This window comes from Bacillus sp. 166amftsu (assembly GCF_900107445.1).
Taxonomy (GTDB): domain Bacteria; phylum Bacillota; class Bacilli; order Bacillales; family Bacillaceae_G; genus Bacillus_A; species Bacillus_A arachidis.
Genome location: NZ_FNQA01000001.1, coordinates 38,959 through 57,385, shown reverse-complemented (window position 1 = coordinate 57,385; position 18,427 = coordinate 38,959). Strand labels below are relative to the sequence as shown.

Genomic DNA, 18,427 nt, shown 5'->3' with positions numbered 1-18,427 from the left:
GATTACGAAGTACTGTTGACATTTCTGCATAATTTTATCCCACTATCCATGGGCAGTAAGCACTACAGCTTAAGGTTCATAGGGGAATGAATTGATAACTGCTCGTAAAAGAGCTGGACTGGTGAAGGCCTTCCATCAGTGAGAGATAAAGCTCTCCACCACTGATGGAAGCTTCACTATATTAAGTTTCACACAATGTACAAAAATTAACTAATTACACTATGGTAATATTATTAATGTAATAATGTGAATTTAGAATATGATGAGGAGGATAAAATATGACGACTTGGTTTATAGTTATGTTAATTCTTTTCGGTGCTTTAAAAATAGTAGTGACGAGTATGCCCACTTCTGTTATAGAGTCTATTATCGGTAGATTTGAACTGCACCCGCAATTGAATAATGAGGCTGTTACCGTAACGATTGATGGAAAGCGTTTAGAAGGGGAAGAAAAAATTCAAATTGTTGATTATTTTAACGAAGCGATATTTTTAGAAAAATATTATTTTCCTCCACACAGCAGTGGAACGCCATTGGTTATTGATACGAAAAAAGGAAAAAATGATGTTAGGTTTTCTGTGTACAGGTATGACGATCACGTTGATGTAGTCAAGCAGTATAAGAAGAAAGTGGTCGCGTATAGTCTACGTTCTAAAAGCCTTCAAAATTGTTCAATGTTAGTAGCCGGAAATTTAGCTTAAAGAGATCGTTAAAGAGACGGTCTTTTTTTTATTACATATGAAATGTTAAAAAGTAACATTCTTGAAATAGCATATGGGGGCGAAGGACTTAGAGTAGATATCCCCGTTGTTACGTTTTTTCATAGCCATGGAAAAACGTGAGTATTTAACTGATTTGGTTTAAAGAAATGTAACACTAGGAAATGGTAGAGTGAAAATTAGCGGACAAACATCTGCAGGAGACGATACAATTGAATCGAATTAAAAATAGACCAGGCTAACTGGTCTATTTTTAATGTAAATCACGATATACACCGATTACTTTTCCGATAACAGAAACTCTATCTAAAATGATGGGTTTTAAAGAAGAGTTTTCAGGTTGTAAACGGAAGTGATCTTTTTCTTTGTAAAAACGTTTTACAGTTGCTTCGTTATCTTCTGTTAAAGCAACGACAATTTCTCCGTTATATGCAGAATGTTGCTGACGAACAACAACTAAATCTCCGTCTAAGATACCTGCTTCAATCATGCTATCTCCAGAAATTCGTAACATAAACACTTGATCTGCTCCAGCAACAACGCTTGCAGGTAGTGGGAAATGCTCTTCTACACTTTCAACTGCTGTAATTGGTAAACCAGCTGTAACTTTTCCGACAATTGGGACTTGAACCACTGATTGTGTTTCTGTTTCGATTTTTACTTCCCCTAAAATTTCAATAGCTCTCGGTTTTGTTGGATCACGTCGAATATAACCTTTTTCTTCTAGACGTGATAAATGTCCGTGCACCGTAGAACTAGAAGCAAGGCCAACCGCTTGACCAATTTCGCGTACGGAAGGTGGATAACCTTTTTCTTGTACTTTTAGCTTAATGAAGTCGAGAATGTCTTGCTGGCGTTTTGTTAACTTTTCCATGTTTTTTAACACCTCGTTTTCTTTCAATTTTCTTACTTATAAGTATAACATGGGAAAAAACATTCTACAAACATAAGTTCGAACAAAAAAGTGATTTGTGATACACTAAAGTAAAAATTGAAGTGAGGAAGAGGGTTTTAAAATGAATGCAATTATTTATGCCCGTGTAAGCACAACAAAAGAAGCGCAAGAAACGTCATTATCACGTCAAAAAGATGAATTATTGCATTTAGCTAAGCGGTATCAAATGAATGTTATAAAGGTGTTTGAGGAGAAGGCAAGCGGCTATACAATTGAACGAGATGGTATATTAGAAGTATTGGATATGATTCGAGCTGAACAGGTCGATGTGCTTCTTATTCAAGATGAAACAAGGCTTGGAAGAGGAAATGCAAAGATTGCTTTAATGCACTGTTTACATAAAGAAGGGGTAAAGGTATATACGCATACACATAATGGCGAATTACAACTTTCTGATTCAGATTCTATGGTACTAGATATTATTGGTATAGTTGAAGAATATCAGAGAAAGATTCATAATTTGAAGATTAAACGTGGAATGCAGCGAGCGGTGGATAGGGGATTTCGTCCAGAAAAAAATTTAACAAATCGTCATTTAAGTACAGGCCGTGAAAAGAAAGAAGTACCGATTGAAGAAATTGTGCGTCTTCGTCGTAATGAATTAACATTTGAGGAAATTGCTGCAACACTTCGTGGTTTTGGTCATGATGTATCCAAAGCAACAGTACATCGCAGATACGTGGAATACACGAAGCAACTGCTTGATAAACAAGACTAACTATTGTATGATAATAATCAGTTTTAAGTAGAAAGGGGATTCGAGATGCTAAGTCACGAACTCATTGAACGCATTAATTTCTTAGCGAAAAAAGCAAAAGCTGAAGGATTAACTGAAGAAGAACAACGTGAGCGCCAATCGCTCCGTGAACAATATTTAAAAGGATTTCGCCAAAATATGTTAAACGAATTAAAAGGCATTAAAATCGTTAATGAAGAAGGTAAAGATGTTACACCGGCGAAATTAAAGGCATTGAAAAAACAAGATAATGCAAAGTTGAATTAAAAGATGGGCGAAGCCCATCTTTTTTGATTTTAATAGAATTGTTTATGGTATTACCAAAAACGAGAAGGAGGGGGCAGGAATAATGGTTCACTTATTTTGCTCGTTTTTGTTCAGAATTAGACTCTTTGGCTAAATTCCTTCATAAAGTGAAAGATAATGGAGGATACCTTTTGCATTTTTGAATGTAATCTTTTTTCCATCGGGGTGACCACATATAAAAACATTATTTTTTTCTAAATAAAGCTGAAATAAAAGAAATAGCAGTTGCAATAAATAAAGAAATAACGGCAATAAGAAACAAGAGGATCGCCATGAAACTATATAGATATCCTAATCCTTCACTTATTATAATTGCGCCCTGATCAAAATATAGTATGCAAAATGTAGCGATGGAGAAAATAAGCATGAGGACACCTGGGATGTATTTATGGGGTGATTTTAATTTGACTGAAAAATAAATAGAAAGAATTGAAATGAGGGTCAAAACCATTATAAAGGTGTAAGAAGCTATTCCTTCACTCATTATTTCGCATTCCTCCGTTTTTATTTAATCTATACGATGAAAATTAATATATGTTCATTTTAATGATATGTTGTGAATAGAGGGGACGATATGGAGTGGATAGAATATTTGTTAAAAATTTTTACGAGTCACGTATAAAAAATATAGATAATTCCCTTTATTGTTAATAAATGAATAATAAAAAAGTATAGCAGATTGAAACCCTATACATTGTGGAATTTCGTATTTTTTTTGAACAAACTCGAAAAAACATCAACATATTTGTCGATACATGTTGTATAATCTTGCGTGGGAAGCTATCATATAAATGTGTAAAACGTTTACTAATATAAGCGAAGGGAAGAATAGCATGTCACATTCAATCGAACAACTTTCTATCAACACGATTCGCACATTATCCATTGATGCGATTGAAAAAGCAAACTCTGGTCATCCAGGAATGCCAATGGGTGCAGCACCAATGGCTTATACATTATGGACGCAATTTATGAAACATAATCCAAATAACCCAACGTGGTTTAACCGTGATCGTTTCGTATTATCTGCAGGTCATGGTTCAATGTTATTATACAGTCTACTTCATCTATCTGGTTACGATGTAACAATGGATGATTTAAAGAACTTCCGCCAATGGGGAAGTAAAACTCCAGGACATCCTGAGTATGGTCATACAGCAGGCGTAGATGCAACAACTGGTCCACTTGGGCAAGGTATTTCAACAGCAGTTGGTATGGCAATGGCTGAGAGACATTTAGCAGCGAAGTATAACCGTGATGCATACAACGTAGTTGATCATTATACATATGCAATTTGCGGTGATGGTGATTTAATGGAAGGCGTTTCTGCTGAAGCATCTTCATTAGCTGCTCACTTAGGATTAGGTCGCCTTGTTGTGTTATATGATTCTAACGATATTTCATTAGATGGTGATTTAAATCGCTCATTCTCTGAAAGTGTAGAAGATCGTTATAAAGCATACGGCTGGCAAGTAATCCGTGTTGAGGATGGAAACGATGTTGAAGCGATTGCAAAAGCGATTGAGGAAGCAAAAGCTGATGAAAACCGCCCAACGCTAATTGAAGTAAGAACAACAATCGGTTTCGGTTCTCCAAATAAATCAGGAAAATCAGCTTCACACGGTTCTCCACTAGGTGTAGACGAAACAAAATTAACAAAAGAAGCGTATGCTTGGACGGCTGAACAAGACTTCCATGTATCAGAAGAAGTATATGAGAACTTCCGTAAAACGGTACAAGATGTTGGCGAAACAGCTCAAACTGAATGGAATACAATGCTTGGTGAATATGCACAAGCATATCCAGAATTAGCAAATGAATTACAAGCAGCAATGAAAGGTCTTCTTCCAGAAGGTTGGGATAAAAACTTACCAACTTATGAATTAGGATCAAAAACAGCAACTCGTTCTTCTTCAGGTACTGTAATTAACGCGATTGCAGAAGCTGTACCATCATTCTTTGGTGGATCTGCAGACCTTGCTGGTTCTAACAAAACATACATGAATAACGAAAAAGACTTTACAAGAGCTGACTACAGTGGTAAAAACATTTGGTACGGTGTACGTGAGTTCGCAATGGGCGCAGCAATGAACGGTATCGCGCTTCATGGTGGCTTAAAAACTTACGGTGGTACGTTCTTCGTATTCTCTGATTACTTACGTCCAGCAATCCGTCTTGCAGCATTAATGCAATTGCCTGTAACATATGTGTTTACACATGACAGTATCGCTGTTGGAGAAGATGGACCAACGCATGAACCAGTTGAACAATTAGCGGCGCTTCGTGCGATGCCAAACGTATCTGTTCTTCGTCCTGCTGACGGTAACGAGTCAGTTGCAGCTTGGAAATTGGCTTTAGAATCTACAAACAAACCAACTGCATTAATCTTAACTCGTCAAGATCTTCCAACATTAGAAGGTGCATTAGACGATACGTATGAAAAAGTTGCAAAAGGTGCGTATGTAATTTCTGCAAGCAAGAAAGAAACTGCTGATGTAATCTTACTTGCAAGTGGTTCTGAAGTAAGTTTAGCGGTTGAAGCGCAAAAAGTATTAGCAGAAAATGGTGTTGATGCAGCTGTTGTCAGCATGCCATCTATGGATCGCTTTGAAGCACAATCTGCTGAATATAAAGAATCTGTATTACCAAAAGCAGTAACAAAACGCTTCGCAATCGAAATGGGTGCTACTTTCGGATGGCACCGTTACGTTGGTCTTGAGGGAGATGTGTTAGGTATCGATACATTTGGTGCTTCTGCTCCTGGTGAAAAGATCATGGAAGAGTATGGATTCACTGTAGAAAATGTTGTTCGTAAAGTAAAAGAAATGCTTTAATGATTTGTGAAAAATCTCTCCGGCATGGAGAGATTTTTCTATGTAAATGAGTTTATTCGACAGAAAAAGTTTTTTCTTTCTCCGCAGTCAGACAATCATTGCATATTATCTTTTATATAATGTAGAGAAAAAGGTTGTCCAGTGCGGGAGGGAAAGTATGAAAACGTATGAATTGTATTTAATTCAAGAAGATATTGCGAAGGCATACTTTGGTCGGGAGTATTTGTTTTTCGATTTATTTGCTCGATTTTCAGAATCTGGTTCCCTTTCGGAAAAGAAAGTGTTATATAAGCAGATGATGTATATTACGATGCCATTACAAGTAATGAAAATTCACCATAAATTAGAACAAGCATTACGTAGTGTTGGAAAGTATAAGAGAATACACCATACGCACATATTATCTACGGGTGCAGAATATGGGGAAATAACGGTGAAATCACAATATATTCAAATGAATACATCTGGGAATGTATCGATGGAAACGACTTTCTTTGAGGTTCTTAGGAAATGTGAATTGACATTTTTGGCAATGGATTATGAGAATAAAAAGTATGGTTGGCTAAATCCTTTGAAACAAGCGCGAACATATGTGTAAAAAATGTCGAATACAATCTTGTCTTATTGAAAAGGTTTTAGTACACTGTAAGGTAGACAACATGAAGGAGGAAAATATATGTCAATTTGGGTAGTTGTTCTAGTGGGCGTATTAGCACTAGTAGCAGGCGTGGCGTTAGGATTTTTCATCGCCCGCAAATATATGATGAATTATTTACAAAAAAATCCACCAATCAATGAACAAATGTTAAAAATGATGATGATGCAAATGGGACAAAAACCATCCCAAAAGAAAATCAATCAAATGATGAGCGCAATGAACAAGCAACAAATGAAATAAGCGCTAAAGGGACACTCGATAAGAGTGTCCTTTCTTTTTGGAAAACTTTAGTGTTGAAAACTTTAAAAAATTCTGTGATTTTGATACACTGAAAACATCGCTCATTTCAGGGGAGGAGGATATGATGAAAGTATTTTTTAATTTAGCGTGGTTTTTTAAACAAGAAAAACGGGCGTATATAACGGGGATTATTTTGTTGTTTGGGGTAGCACTTCTTGAGCTTGTGGCACCAAAAGTCATTGGGATTATTGTAGACGAAATTAACAACCAGACGCTAACATTTGAAAAGTTGTTACAGTGGGTTGTTCTTTTAGTAGTTGTTGGGATTACAATGTATATATTACGTTACATATGGCGTATTATGATTTTTGGATCTTCTTTAAAGCTCGCACGCCAATTAAGAAAGAAATTATATGAACATTTTACAAACATGAGTCCGTCATTTTATCAATCACATCGTACAGGGGACTTAATGGCACATGCAACGAATGATATTCAAGCAATTCAACAAACAGCTGGGTCGGGCGTTTTGACACTTGTGGATTCGTTAGCCGTAGGTGGATGTGTACTTGTGGCTATGGGACTTACAATTAGTTGGAAGTTAACATTGTTAAGTCTAATTCCAATGCCGATTGTAGCGATTTCAACTAATTATTATGGTACTTTATTACATAGACGCTTTCATAAAGCACAGCAAGCGTTTTCTGAGATCAATGATAAAGTCCAAGAAAGCATGAGTGGGATGAAAGTGATTCGTTCACTCGGTCAAGAAAAGGAAGATTTACAAGCATTTAGAAAAAAATCAGAAGATGTTGTACATAAAAATATGTTAGTTGCACGTATCGATTCACTATTTGATCCAACAATTTCTCTTATTGTCGGTTTTTCATTCTTAATCGCTGTATGTTATGGATCACTATTAGTTGTTCGTGGAGAACTGACAGTTGGTGAATTAATTACATTTACAACATATTTAGGGACACTTGTTTGGCCGATGCTTGCATTTGGTTGGCTATTTAATATTATGGAACGTGGTCGTGCTTCATATGACCGTGTGGAAAAAATATTATCTCAAACTTCAGATGTGGTGAATAAGGAGAGCGCAGTACAAAATGTAGCAAGCGGTGACATTACGTTTGCAATCGATACATTTTCCTATAAGAAAAATGAAATAATTAATTTAGAAGATATTCATTTTACGCTAAAAAAGGGTGAAACATTAGGTATTGTTGGCCGAACTGGTGCAGGGAAAACGACATTACTAAAATGTTTAATTCGAGAATATGATCATTTTAATGGAGCATTGCAAGTTGGAGGAAAAGATATTCGTGATATGACGCTTCACGGTATTCGATCGGCTATTTCGTATGTCCCTCAAGACCATTTCTTATTTTCAGCAAGTATAGGTGAAAATATTGCATTTGGAAAGGTGGATGCTATGCATAAAGACATTACGCATGCTGCGAATATTGCTTGTATTCATGATGATATTATGCAATTTCCAGAAAGGTATGACACGGTAGTAGGGGAACGCGGGGTTTCTTTATCAGGTGGACAAAAACAGCGGATTTCAATTGCACGTGCTTTATTAACAAATGCTGAAATTTTAATTTTAGACGATTGTTTATCTGCAGTTGATGCAAAAACAGAAGAAACAATTTTAACGGCATTGAAACGAGAAAGAGCACAAAAAACAACAATAATTACAGCACACAGATTAAGTGCTATCCAACATGCAAATCTTATTCTTGTTGTTGATGAAGGGAAAATTGTAGAGCGTGGTACGCATGAACAACTAATGGGGCAAGAAGGTTGGTATAAAGAGATGTATGAAAGTCAGCAGTTAGAAGCGTTAGTTGAGAAGGGAGGCATATAATGGCTGAGAAAAAAAGAAGCGATTTATGGCGATTACTTTCGTATATGAAACCATATAAAGGCTTATTGGCACTGGCATTTCTATTTCTAGTTGGTGCAACTTTCACAGAAATGATGGGGCCATTTTTAATTAAGCAGTTTCTTGATGAACATTTAGTTCCACGGAACTTTGAACAATCAGCACTTGTAACCCTATTTGTTGTATATATGATTGCTCATTTATTAAAGGTTTTATTTACGTATTTAAATTTACTATATTTCCAAAATATTGCGTTTAAAATTGTGCAAGACATGCGGGTTGAAGTGTATGAACATGTACAAAGGTTGTCATTAAGCTTTTTTGATCGTACGCCAATTGGTACTCTCGTATCTCGTATTACTAATGATACGGAAGCAATTAAAGATTTCTATGTGAGTGTGTTATCAACATTTGTAAAAAATGTTGTGTTTTTAATCGGGATTTTGGTGGCAATGTTTTTACTTGATGTGAAGCTTGCTTTATGTTCTCTTATATTAATTCCAATTATGCTTACAATTATGACGATGTATCGCAAGAAAAGCTCTATTTTTTATTTGGAGCTACGGAATCAATTAAGTATTTTAAATGCTAAGCTCAATGAATCGATTCAAGGGATGAATATCGTGCAAGTATTTCGCCAAGAAAAACGGATGCGAAAAGAATTTGAAGAAGTGAACGATAAGCATTACGGTGCTGGGCGCCGTACGTTAAAACTAGATGCGTTATTTTTACGCCCAGCAACAGACCTTGTTCATATTATGGCTATCGCTTTAGTGCTTGCATTATTTGGCTTTAACGCCTTGAATAGTCCAGTTGAAGTTGGGGTATTATATGCTTTTGTTAATTATATTCATCGTTTTTTCCAACCTGTAAATGAAATGATGATGAAACTTTCTTTCTTTCAGCAAGCGCTTGTTTCTTCCTCACGTGTCTTTCATTTGATGGATGAAAAAGATTTAGCCCCTGTTCAACAAGGAAATGGAGAGTCAAAAGTGGATGAAGGAGAAATTGAATTTAAAGATGTTACATTTTCCTATGATGGAAAGCGTGATGTTTTGAAAAATGTATCTTTTCATGTGAAGCCTGGGCAAACGGTTGCTTTTGTTGGGCATACTGGAAGTGGGAAGAGCACGATTATGAACTTATTGATGCGTTTTTATGATATTAAGTCAGGCAATATTTTAATAGACGGGGTAAACTTAGAAAAATATGAAGAGCAGGAAATTCGAAAGAAAATTGGGCTTGTACTTCAAGATGCATTCTTGTTTGCTGGAAACGTAAAACAAAACATTCGTATGTATAATGAAAGTATTACGGATGAAGAGGTAGAAGAAGCTGCTAGATTTGTGCAAGCGAATATATTTATTGAAAAGTTACCAGAGCGATATAATACAGAAGTAGTAGAAAGAGGAGCTGCGTTCTCAAGTGGGCAAAGGCAACTCATCGCGTTTGCGAGAACAATTGCTACAAATCCGAAAGTATTAGTATTAGACGAAGCAACAGCAAATATTGATACAGAAACAGAAGAAGCGATTCAAACAGCACTGCAGCGCATGCGAAAAGGTAGAACAACAATTGCGATTGCGCACCGCTTATCTACTATTCAAGATTCTGATCAAATCTTTGTTATGCATGATGGAGAAATTGTAGAAAGAGGAACGCATCAAGAATTACTGAGTAAGCAAGGATTGTATTACAACATGTATTTACTTCAGAATAAAGGAAGCCTTCAGAATGCCTTATAATATTGAGGTTTTGAAGGCCTCTTTTTTATTCTCTTAAAAATGCCTCTATCTCTGTAATTTTTGTTATGCCCCACATACTGAATTCGTAGTGATACTCTGCTCGTTCAATACATACACCGAATGCTACATTATCTCCAACTAAATAAAATTTTTGAGAGAGTTCCTATCATACCGATTATAACTGCTTTTTTCAGTTGTTTTTCTTAATTTAATATTATTATCAAGAAAATCTGTGAGCTTTTTATTGAGAAACATTTGTACTATTGATGAGTGAAAGGAATTAAGATGCATAGGAAGAATACTGTTTATAAAGAATAAGACGATGTGTTCAAACTATCATACTCATTAATTGAATAAATATGACCCTTAGAAATTTTAGAAGCAAAGGAGTCTTGGGAATTATAGAAGTAATGGTATTGCAATAGCATAGCAATTTATAAACTCTGCGTCATCTTTCTGAAAAAAGGAGGGGTTATTATGTACGCGTCGTTTAAAAGATGCATGATGTTGATTACTACATTCATTTTACTCGTTACTCCTATTAGTATTGCAAGCGCTGAAGCAAATACTACGCCGAATTATGGTGGGGTGCTTCCGCCAAAAGAAACATTTAATCCAGGAGATTGGTTTTTAGGTGAGAAGCCTTTAAATTATGATGAAAATAGGCCACCGATTGTTTTTGTACAAGGGAGAAATGGAAGTGCAGATAGTTGGTATGGAAAAACAGTTTATCACGATGTAAACGATATGTATGATTATGCGTATCGTGCGGGATATCAAACGGTGTTTGTTCAACTATATGATGCAGCTGGAAAGGGATCTGCAAGTCAGTGGGATAATGGTAAATTATTGGCTGCAAAGCTAGAAGAGATTTATAATCATTTTGGTAAAAAAGTGAATATTGTGGCTCATAGTAAAGGTGGAATTGACACCCAAGCAGCGCTCATTCAATACGGTGCGAATCGTTTTGTAGGAAATGTTATTACACTAGCTTCGCCGCATTATGGGTCAAATTTAGCAGACTTATCCTATAGTTGGTGGGCGGGGTGGTTGGCTTCATTACTCGGACAAAGAGACGATGGCACTTATTCTTTACAAACAGGTGAAATGGCACAATTTCGTTCTGTAATAGATAACAATCCAAACGCTAAATTAAATCGTTATTATACAGTTGCAGGTACAAGTTGGGGACCGGCTTTCTCTGCTCTATCTTTAGGTGGGTTATATCTTTCTGCGTATGGCTCTAATGATGGTTTAGTGAATGAATGGAGTACAAAATTACCGTATGGAACACATTTATTTACTGATTCTAGATTTGATCATGATAATATTCGAAAAGGTTCAGCCGTCTTTTCTCGAATTGAATCGTATTTACGTACTTCTACTGCTACATTCGTTCCTCCTTATACTTTAAATAATAATAGAGAATTTGTTGATAATTTAAATACTACATCTAATCAAAGCATTTTAGGTGGAGAACTGGAGCCGAATAAATGGATTGATCAAACAATTGCGGTAGATACAAAAACAGAAGGTGTGGTCTCTGTGTTGACAGCATCTTCAGAAGTGAAAGTACAACTTATTTCTCCGTCGGGCAAAGTATATACGAATAAAGATAGTAAGTTTACGGTTGGAGACGAAACTTCCTACTTTAAGGGGGCGTCCATTCGGACATTTAAAATTAATCAAATGGAAACCGGAGAATGGCATGTTAAACTAATGACCACACATACAAAAGATGCCTATATGGTTGTTAGTGATTATAAACAAACAGCGCCGTTTACATTGAAAATGCCAGGGAAAATTAAAGCTGATAAAGTTGAATTTCAATTGAAGCAATCTACTAAAGAACTAGGAAAACAAGAGAATCTTTCTTTTACTGTTCGAGTTGTTGATCGAGAAGGGAATTTAGTATTACAATCGAACCAGCTGCAAAGGTTAGATGAGGCTGCATTCAAAGGCCTTTTGGATCATATAAAAAAATCAGATGTATATAATATGACGATTGATATTAAAGGTATTAACGCAGAAGGTAAAGCTTATACTCGTACAATTGTGCGTTCTGTGTATATTGAAAAATAAATCGTAATTACGAAAAAAGTACGGTTTGATGGCCATCATGTGCTGTTATTCTTTTTTAAAGATAGAGGTAATGGCAAGAAGACTGTAAACGTTTTGGTCTAAGTACAGTGTAATAAACGTTTATGAAAAATCTCCTACATGATGGGATGTTTTTACTTTACAATAAAAGAAGCTTTCGAAAAACCTTGTAATGTTGAGGTTTCGAGGGCTTCTTTTTTATGATTGATTCTTCTTAAGTTCTTGACTTTTTTCTACATATGTTTTCCTCTGATCTTAAATCAGTTGAGAGATAACTTGTTCACTTTTTATAGTAAATAAAGTATGCAAAATTTATCCAAATTTTACAGATCGTTATTATAATACGTAGTATAATAGATTGAAAATATTTTTAAAATTTTAGGTGATATCTACCTAATCTATAAAGGAGAAAAAAGATGGAATATGTATTCATATGTGTGATTTTAGCATTGCTAGTTGGAATATTTGTATTGTTTTATAAGAATAAACAGTTAGAATCTGACAAGCAACAAGTGGAGTTTGAAAGGACACAATCAATAGAAAACTACCAAAGTGAAATTGCTGCAACAGTAGCTACTTATGAGGAAAAACAAGAGACGTTAAAAAGTGTAGAACGAAAAAAGTATAACAATTTAAAAGAGAGTACAGCAAGAGAACTGGAAAATGTGAGAATGATGAAAAATCAATTAGCTGTGCAGCATAATAAGGAACGTAATGAGATGCAACAAAAACATAGTAATGAGATTCATTTGCTACAAAACCTTGTTACAGAGTTAAGAGCGTATTCCAAAAATAGCGAAGAAATGAATACACATGAAATATTAACTTATATGAAACGGGGATTTGTTCAGGAAGGCCTTATAACTAGAGAGGAGCTCTATATTATTCCGAATGTATTTGTACTCAATACCGATAGTGAGGCAGAAAATAAAAGTGGCTATACTCGAATTGATCATCTTGTATTATGTACGACTGGAATTTATGTTATTGAGACGAAAGAATGGCAGGGACGACTGATACATGGAGTGACGAAAGAGAATGCCGGTGTATATTCGTTTATGATTGATGAGATTGGTAAGTATCAAAAGGAAGAGACGTTTACTTTTGTTTCAGAGCGATCATCAGACGGAAATTCATTGAGTTTAAGAGTCGAGAATGAAGGAAATCCAGCATATAAAATAAAACATGCGTCCTCTGTTTTATATGATTGCCTTAAAGAAAGCTATCAGCAAGAAGTTAAAGAAGAAATTAAGCCTCTTTTATATTTCGGTAATGAGACGAACGGAAATAGGAATGAAGTGATTGATCTTTCTAATGAAGCACTCCCACGGCTGAAGGGAAGAGAGCAGCTAGTTACTTATTTTAGAAATGAAAAATTAAAAGAAAAAGAATTATATACGGTAAAAGAATTAGAAGATATAAAAGAAGTCATTGAACGTATGAATTATATGAAACTCTGAGGGGGTTAAAAGTTCAAATTTAAAATGAAGGTGGTTCTTTCTTGAAGAAACATAAAAATACTTTATTGTGGGGAATATTATATCTTTATGTTTTTGTGTATTTATTCATATATCTTGCTTTCATTCTTTTAATTGCTATCAGTCATTTAACTTATAGTGTAGAGAGTATATCGATTGTAATATTACCATTTGTTATTTTGTTGTTTATTGAATGGATAATTTGGAAGGTTTCTTTAAATAAAAAGAATGAAAAGCAAAAGAGAGATCTCAAAACTATAACAGTTGTTGGGGCGAGCCTATTTTTGTGTTGTGCTATGCAACTTGGAATAAATGAATACAACTCAAAATTCGATAGAGATGTATGGATAGAGAAAGAAAACAAAAGAGTGTATATAGTAGATGACCTTTTAGAAAAACATCAATTGGTAGGAAAATCAAAGCAAGAAATATTACAATTGTTAGGTAAGCCAACAGAAACAGAGCGTTTTATGAAAACGAATCAAATTGTTTATTATCTAGGAGATGAACGGGGCTTGATTCGAATTGATAGTGAGCGTTTAATTGTTAATTTTGATGAAAAAGATAGAGTAATAGAATATAAGATTCACAAAGACTAATTGCTATCGATTAGGATTGTGAAAGAAATTGAGTGAAAGATAAATACAACAAAAATGGCAAATGATGTATAATTAATTATATTGAATATAGAGATATTGGGAAGGGGATATATGTATATATGGAAGATTTACAAACACTCGGCTCATTCTTTTTAGGCCTAGGTACTATGTTCGCGGGATTAGGAGTACTGCTTGCAGGTTTTGGTGTGTATACAAAGTTTTCACGTGAATCAAAATGATGAAAGCATCCGTACAGGATGCTTTTTTATTTTTTTTTCAATATGTTATAAAAAGGAATCATACATTCTTTATGGAATTTAAGGAATGAAAATAGGAGGGAGAGTGTATATATAGATGCATTGGAACAATTTTATAATTTTAGATTCCAGTTCCGTGACGAAATATTATCAATGAAAAGTAAAGATTCTAGGAAACAAGAATGAAAAGGAGGTAAGACGGTGAAAAACGTACCGACTGAAGTCCTGAGTAAGGAATTAATGGAACGAAAAGGTGTTATATCAATTACAGTTAAAGAATTTGAGAAGATTGAAGTAGCTGGAGTGGTGGTATCTGGACCAGCTGTCATTTTAATTAATCAAGATTAGTTGAGTACATATGATGAATATAGGAAAATAATGAAAAGCGTCCTATGTGGATGCTTTTTTGTTTGCGTAAAAAAAGAGATATATCAGATAATAGAGCTACTGGAGGGAAAGAAAGTGGCTATTATTATAACAATGTTTTTAATGGGGATTTTATTAGGGTTTGTTGGAGCAGGCGGTGCTGGATTTATTATTGGGGTACTGACTCTCATATTTCAAGTTCCAATTCATGTAGCCCTTGCAACATCATTAACCGCAATGGCATTTACAACATTTTCAGGAGTGGTGAGTCATTATAGAGAAGGAAATGTTGTATTGAAAATTGGTAGTATTGTTGGAGGATTTGGAGCAGTTGGATCATATATTGGTTCTAAATTTGGTGCAGTGATTCCAGCACACCTTCTTCATTGGTTTACGGCTGGTATGTTGTTTTTATCAGCAATATTTATGTTCATTCGATTACTTTTTTTTCAAAATCAAAAGAAATTGTCTATGAACATAGTAAAGAAATTATCTATCATTAGAAAATGTATTTTGTTAGGGCTAGTAACTGGAGGATTAGCAGGTGCATTTGGGATAGGGTCAGCGCCTTTTATTCAACTAGGACTAATGGTGTTGTTAGGTTTAACAATTCAACAGTCAGTCGGGACTACAATGCTTATTATTTTACCAATTGCCATTGGGGGCGGATTTGGATATAGTTCTGAGGGGTATTTAGATTATCTATTATTAGTACAAGTTTTAATTGGAACAATGCTTGGGGCATATATAGGAGCGAAGTTTACCAATTATACACCTCGTATTATTTTGAAATTTTCGATGATTATGACGCCCATTCTAGCTGGATGTATGTTATTAATAGAATAAGTTATAAAGAATATTGAGGAGGAAAGTGGTGTGTCTGTTCATCTTCATAAATTGTTATGTGCAAGTTTTTGGATTGCGTTACTTATATCAGGAATATGCCCAAAAGATTTTTTCACATGGTGTTTAGAAGTCGCACCAGCATTTATTGTAGTACTCATTTTAATGATTACATATCGACGTTTTCGATTTACAACGTTCACATATGTATGGATTTTTATTCATATGTTAATATTGCTCATTGGGGGACATTATACATACGCAGAAGTACCACTATTCAACTATTTTCGTGATACATTTGATTTAGAAAGAAATTATTACGACCGTGTTGGGCATCTCATGCAAGGGTTTGTTCCAGCTTTAATAGCGAAAGAAGTACTTGTAAAAGTAGTTGAGGTTCAGAAAAAAGGGTGGTTAGAACTACTTGTGATATCAGTTTGCTTAGCATTTAGTGCACTATATGAATTGTTAGAGTTTGCAGTCGCAAAATTAACAGGGACAGGAGCAGAAGCATTTCTTGGAACGCAAGGAGATGTTTGGGATACACAATGGGATATGACATTTGCATTAATTGGAGCGATATTAGCACTGATAGTTTTCCGTAGTAAGGAAACTATATAGTAATTTATTAATATGTTTTACGTATGAATTATGTAAGTAATTCATATTTCTCATATAAAAGGATTTACTATAATATAATGAGTGTAACGTTCGAGTATTCGACGTATTACTAGTATTATATCCCTATCCCTTTTCTAAAAATGCGAACAAGTTTTGCCCTATTCTATTCAATATTTTATTGTATAGAAATATATTGTTCGATGCCCATTATGGAACGTACATAATGGTGAAATCCCGATCCTTAAAGAGGATGCCCCTAATCTTCATGTGAAAATATGATCGGATAAAGAAAGTTGACCAACATATGGTCAGCTTTCTTTTTTGTTTCCAACTAATTCCTCTGTAATTTCTGTTTGTAATAGAAGTGTTTTTCCAAATCGGCGTTTGCATTCATCTGTCACTTTTTGAACGGCAAGCGCATGGGAGGTAGCAGACACGGTGACAGTTGCTCGCCTAGATTTTCGATTTTCTTCACAAAAGACACATTCCACAACATATTTAGAAATCATCTTTTCATCCTTTCGTCTGAATTTCAAGGAATGAGCTATCTTTGAAGTTGTTATAGTTCTTCGTTGTAAAAATTAATTTTCCCTCTATTTCAAAGGAGAAGAATAAAGAAAAGAGAATATTAGGAATAGGAGGGAGAGGAAATGAAAACATGGATTGGGACAGCAGCTATATGTATAAATCAGAAAAATGAAATTTTGATGGTATTACAAGGAAAGAAAGACGAACCAAAAAGGTGGTCAGTGCCAAGTGGGGGACAAGAGAAAGGGGAAACATTAGAGGAGTGTTGCGTTCGAGAAGTATGGGAAGAAACTGGATATCAGGTAGAAATTATAAATAAAATATATGAAAAAAAGGGTATAACATACGGTGTACCTGTTCATGTATATTATTATCTTGTGAAACAAATAGGAGGGTTTATGAATATACAGGATCCAGACGGATTAATTCACGAGATTGATTGGAAGAATGTTACTGAATTAGGGGATATTTCTTTATCTTTTCCAGAAGACTATGAGTTGCTAGTGAGGCATATAAATGCCTACTTTTCATAGTACGTTTTAGTTCATTATTTGTATTGCTTAATTGCGTCATTGTTTTCCTCAATTTCATAATTGATAGGGTGAAAATTGATGTGTTTCCGTTTTTAAATTGTTATTTTTATTTTTGGAAAATTCGACAATTTAATTGATTTCAGTTTAGATTTTTGCTAAATTGATAGTTAATTGAGGTTACTAATATATTACAAGTAAAGTTGAGGCGAGTTATGGTACAGTCCATTGATCGAGCGATAGGTATTATTAAGTTATTAAATTCTACAAATGAAAAAGAGTATTGGGCTATCTCTGATATAGCTGATAGAACACATCTCCCGGTTAGTACAGTACATAGGTTACTTAACTCTCTAATGGAGCACGGATTAGTTACACAAATTTCAGAAACAAAACAGTACACAACTGGACCAATGTGGATGGAAATAGGATTACGTCAATTAGAGAAGGTAGACTACAGATCTGTTGCAAGAGAAGTGATGAAGCGTTTGGCTGCTGAAGTTGAAGAAAGTGTTTATTTGAATATTCCAAATGGAACACATTCTATTATTATTGAAAGAATAGATAGTCCTTTAAAAATTCGAGTTATCGATAACTTAGGGGAACAGATTCCTCTTTCGATTGGCGCCGCAAATAAAACGATGCTTGCTAATATGAAAACGAATGAAATGGAACACATTGTAGAACATTTACTTTCTTCTTTACCAGAACAAAAGCAAGTTCTTTTTAATCAACTAAAGCAGATAAGAAATGAAGGATATGCTGTGAGTTATAGTGAAAAAACAGAAGGGACAGCTTCAGTAGCTGCACCAATTATAGGATTTAATCATAAAGTAGTAGGAGCATTAAGTATTGGGTTAATTAGTCATCGCATTAATAATGATCGACTATCATTTCTTATTAGTAAGGTAAAACAAGCGGCTAGTGAAATATCAATAAAAATCGGCAGAACATCAGAATAATAATTTTGATAGCCTGTCGTTATTTTTTATTCATATAGCGGAAATGGATTTCATAA

General features: G+C 34.8%; 19 protein-coding genes. 16 read left to right on the top strand and 3 right to left on the bottom strand.

What is annotated here, in order from left to right; all coding sequences use genetic code 11:
- The first annotated feature begins 278 nt into the window (after positions 1-278).
- The gene (locus BLV40_RS00315; protein WP_026592649.1) at positions 279-701 is read left to right on the top strand and encodes a YfmQ family protein; all 423 of its coding nucleotides are present in this window, start codon (positions 279-281) and stop codon (positions 699-701) included.
- Between the two features lie 271 nt (positions 702-972).
- On the opposite strand, the gene lexA is transcribed toward BLV40_RS00315, so the two are convergent.
- Positions 973-1,593 carry a transcriptional repressor LexA gene (lexA, locus tag BLV40_RS00310; protein ID WP_090686939.1) on the bottom strand — a complete coding sequence of 207 codons (621 nt, stop codon included), beginning with the start codon at positions 1,591-1,593 and terminating at the stop codon, positions 973-975.
- 142 nt (positions 1,594-1,735) lie between these two features.
- Here lexA and BLV40_RS00305 point away from each other — a divergent pair, with 142 nt between their 5' ends.
- Together BLV40_RS00305 and BLV40_RS00300 are read left to right on the top strand one after the other, a co-directional pair.
- A complete protein-coding gene (locus BLV40_RS00305) occupies positions 1,736-2,392 on the top strand; it encodes a YneB family resolvase-like protein (RefSeq protein WP_090686938.1) in 657 nt (218 codons plus the stop codon).
- A gap of 45 nt (positions 2,393-2,437) precedes the next feature.
- Entirely contained in the window at positions 2,438-2,677 is a 240-nt protein-coding gene (locus tag BLV40_RS00300; RefSeq protein ID WP_026592652.1) for a DUF896 domain-containing protein, read from the top strand.
- A 223-nt stretch (positions 2,678-2,900) separates the two neighbouring features.
- On the opposite strand, the gene BLV40_RS00295 is transcribed toward BLV40_RS00300, so the two are convergent.
- Positions 2,901-3,200, bottom strand: coding sequence for a hypothetical protein (locus BLV40_RS00295; protein ID WP_090686936.1), 300 nt, complete (start codon positions 3,198-3,200; stop codon positions 2,901-2,903).
- A gap of 349 nt (positions 3,201-3,549) precedes the next feature.
- On the opposite strand from BLV40_RS00295, the gene tkt reads away from it, so the two are divergent.
- The 11 genes from tkt to BLV40_RS00235 all read left to right on the top strand — a co-directional run bounded on the left by tkt (position 3,550) and on the right by BLV40_RS00235 (position 16,351).
- On the top strand, positions 3,550-5,550 hold the full coding sequence (gene tkt / locus BLV40_RS00290; protein ID WP_026592654.1) for a transketolase: 2,001 nt from the start codon (positions 3,550-3,552) through the stop codon (positions 5,548-5,550).
- A 157-nt stretch (positions 5,551-5,707) separates the two neighbouring features.
- Entirely contained in the window at positions 5,708-6,148 is a 441-nt protein-coding gene (gene sirA / locus BLV40_RS00285; protein WP_026592655.1) for a sporulation inhibitor of replication protein SirA, read from the top strand.
- A 78-nt stretch (positions 6,149-6,226) separates the two neighbouring features.
- On the top strand, positions 6,227-6,448 hold the full coding sequence (locus BLV40_RS00280; RefSeq protein ID WP_003199214.1) for a YneF family protein: 222 nt from the start codon (positions 6,227-6,229) through the stop codon (positions 6,446-6,448).
- A 124-nt stretch (positions 6,449-6,572) separates the two neighbouring features.
- The gene (locus tag BLV40_RS00275; RefSeq protein WP_090686934.1) at positions 6,573-8,324 is read left to right on the top strand and encodes an ABC transporter transmembrane domain-containing protein; all 1,752 of its coding nucleotides are present in this window, start codon (positions 6,573-6,575) and stop codon (positions 8,322-8,324) included.
- Positions 8,324-10,087, top strand: a complete 1,764-nt coding sequence (locus BLV40_RS00270; protein ID WP_090686933.1) for an ABC transporter ATP-binding protein — start codon at positions 8,324-8,326, stop codon at positions 10,085-10,087. The genes BLV40_RS00275 and BLV40_RS00270 overlap by 1 nt, the downstream gene beginning before the upstream one ends.
- 477 nt (positions 10,088-10,564) lie before the next feature.
- Positions 10,565-12,169 carry a lipase family alpha/beta hydrolase gene (locus BLV40_RS00260; protein ID WP_026592658.1) on the top strand — a complete coding sequence of 535 codons (1,605 nt, stop codon included), beginning with the start codon at positions 10,565-10,567 and terminating at the stop codon, positions 12,167-12,169.
- A gap of 434 nt (positions 12,170-12,603) precedes the next feature.
- Positions 12,604-13,647 carry a nuclease-related domain-containing protein gene (locus tag BLV40_RS00255; protein ID WP_090686931.1) on the top strand — a complete coding sequence of 348 codons (1,044 nt, stop codon included), beginning with the start codon at positions 12,604-12,606 and terminating at the stop codon, positions 13,645-13,647.
- A 41-nt stretch (positions 13,648-13,688) separates the two neighbouring features.
- Complete coding sequence (gene bamE / locus BLV40_RS00250; RefSeq protein WP_090686930.1) at positions 13,689-14,264, top strand: outer membrane protein assembly factor BamE domain-containing protein; 576 nt, start codon at positions 13,689-13,691, stop codon at positions 14,262-14,264.
- A 458-nt stretch (positions 14,265-14,722) separates the two neighbouring features.
- A complete protein-coding gene (locus BLV40_RS00245) occupies positions 14,723-14,869 on the top strand; it encodes a BC1881 family protein (RefSeq protein ID WP_035415214.1) in 147 nt (48 codons plus the stop codon).
- Positions 14,870-14,983: 114 nt separating this feature from the next.
- The gene (locus tag BLV40_RS00240; RefSeq protein ID WP_090686928.1) at positions 14,984-15,733 is read left to right on the top strand and encodes a sulfite exporter TauE/SafE family protein; all 750 of its coding nucleotides are present in this window, start codon (positions 14,984-14,986) and stop codon (positions 15,731-15,733) included.
- 30 nt (positions 15,734-15,763) lie between these two features.
- Entirely contained in the window at positions 15,764-16,351 is a 588-nt protein-coding gene (locus BLV40_RS00235; protein ID WP_090686927.1) for a DUF2238 domain-containing protein, read from the top strand.
- Positions 16,352-16,659: 308 nt separating this feature from the next.
- On the opposite strand, the gene BLV40_RS00230 is transcribed toward BLV40_RS00235, so the two are convergent.
- Positions 16,660-16,860 carry a DUF3903 domain-containing protein gene (locus BLV40_RS00230; RefSeq protein WP_090686925.1) on the bottom strand — a complete coding sequence of 67 codons (201 nt, stop codon included), beginning with the start codon at positions 16,858-16,860 and terminating at the stop codon, positions 16,660-16,662.
- 141 nt (positions 16,861-17,001) lie between these two features.
- Here BLV40_RS00230 and BLV40_RS00225 point away from each other — a divergent pair, with 141 nt between their 5' ends.
- Both BLV40_RS00225 and BLV40_RS00220 read left to right on the top strand, forming a co-directional pair.
- Positions 17,002-17,412, top strand: a complete 411-nt coding sequence (locus BLV40_RS00225; protein WP_026592664.1) for an NUDIX hydrolase — start codon at positions 17,002-17,004, stop codon at positions 17,410-17,412.
- Between the two features lie 212 nt (positions 17,413-17,624).
- A complete protein-coding gene (locus tag BLV40_RS00220) occupies positions 17,625-18,371 on the top strand; it encodes an IclR family transcriptional regulator (protein ID WP_090686923.1) in 747 nt (248 codons plus the stop codon).
- Positions 18,372-18,427 lie beyond the last annotated feature (56 nt).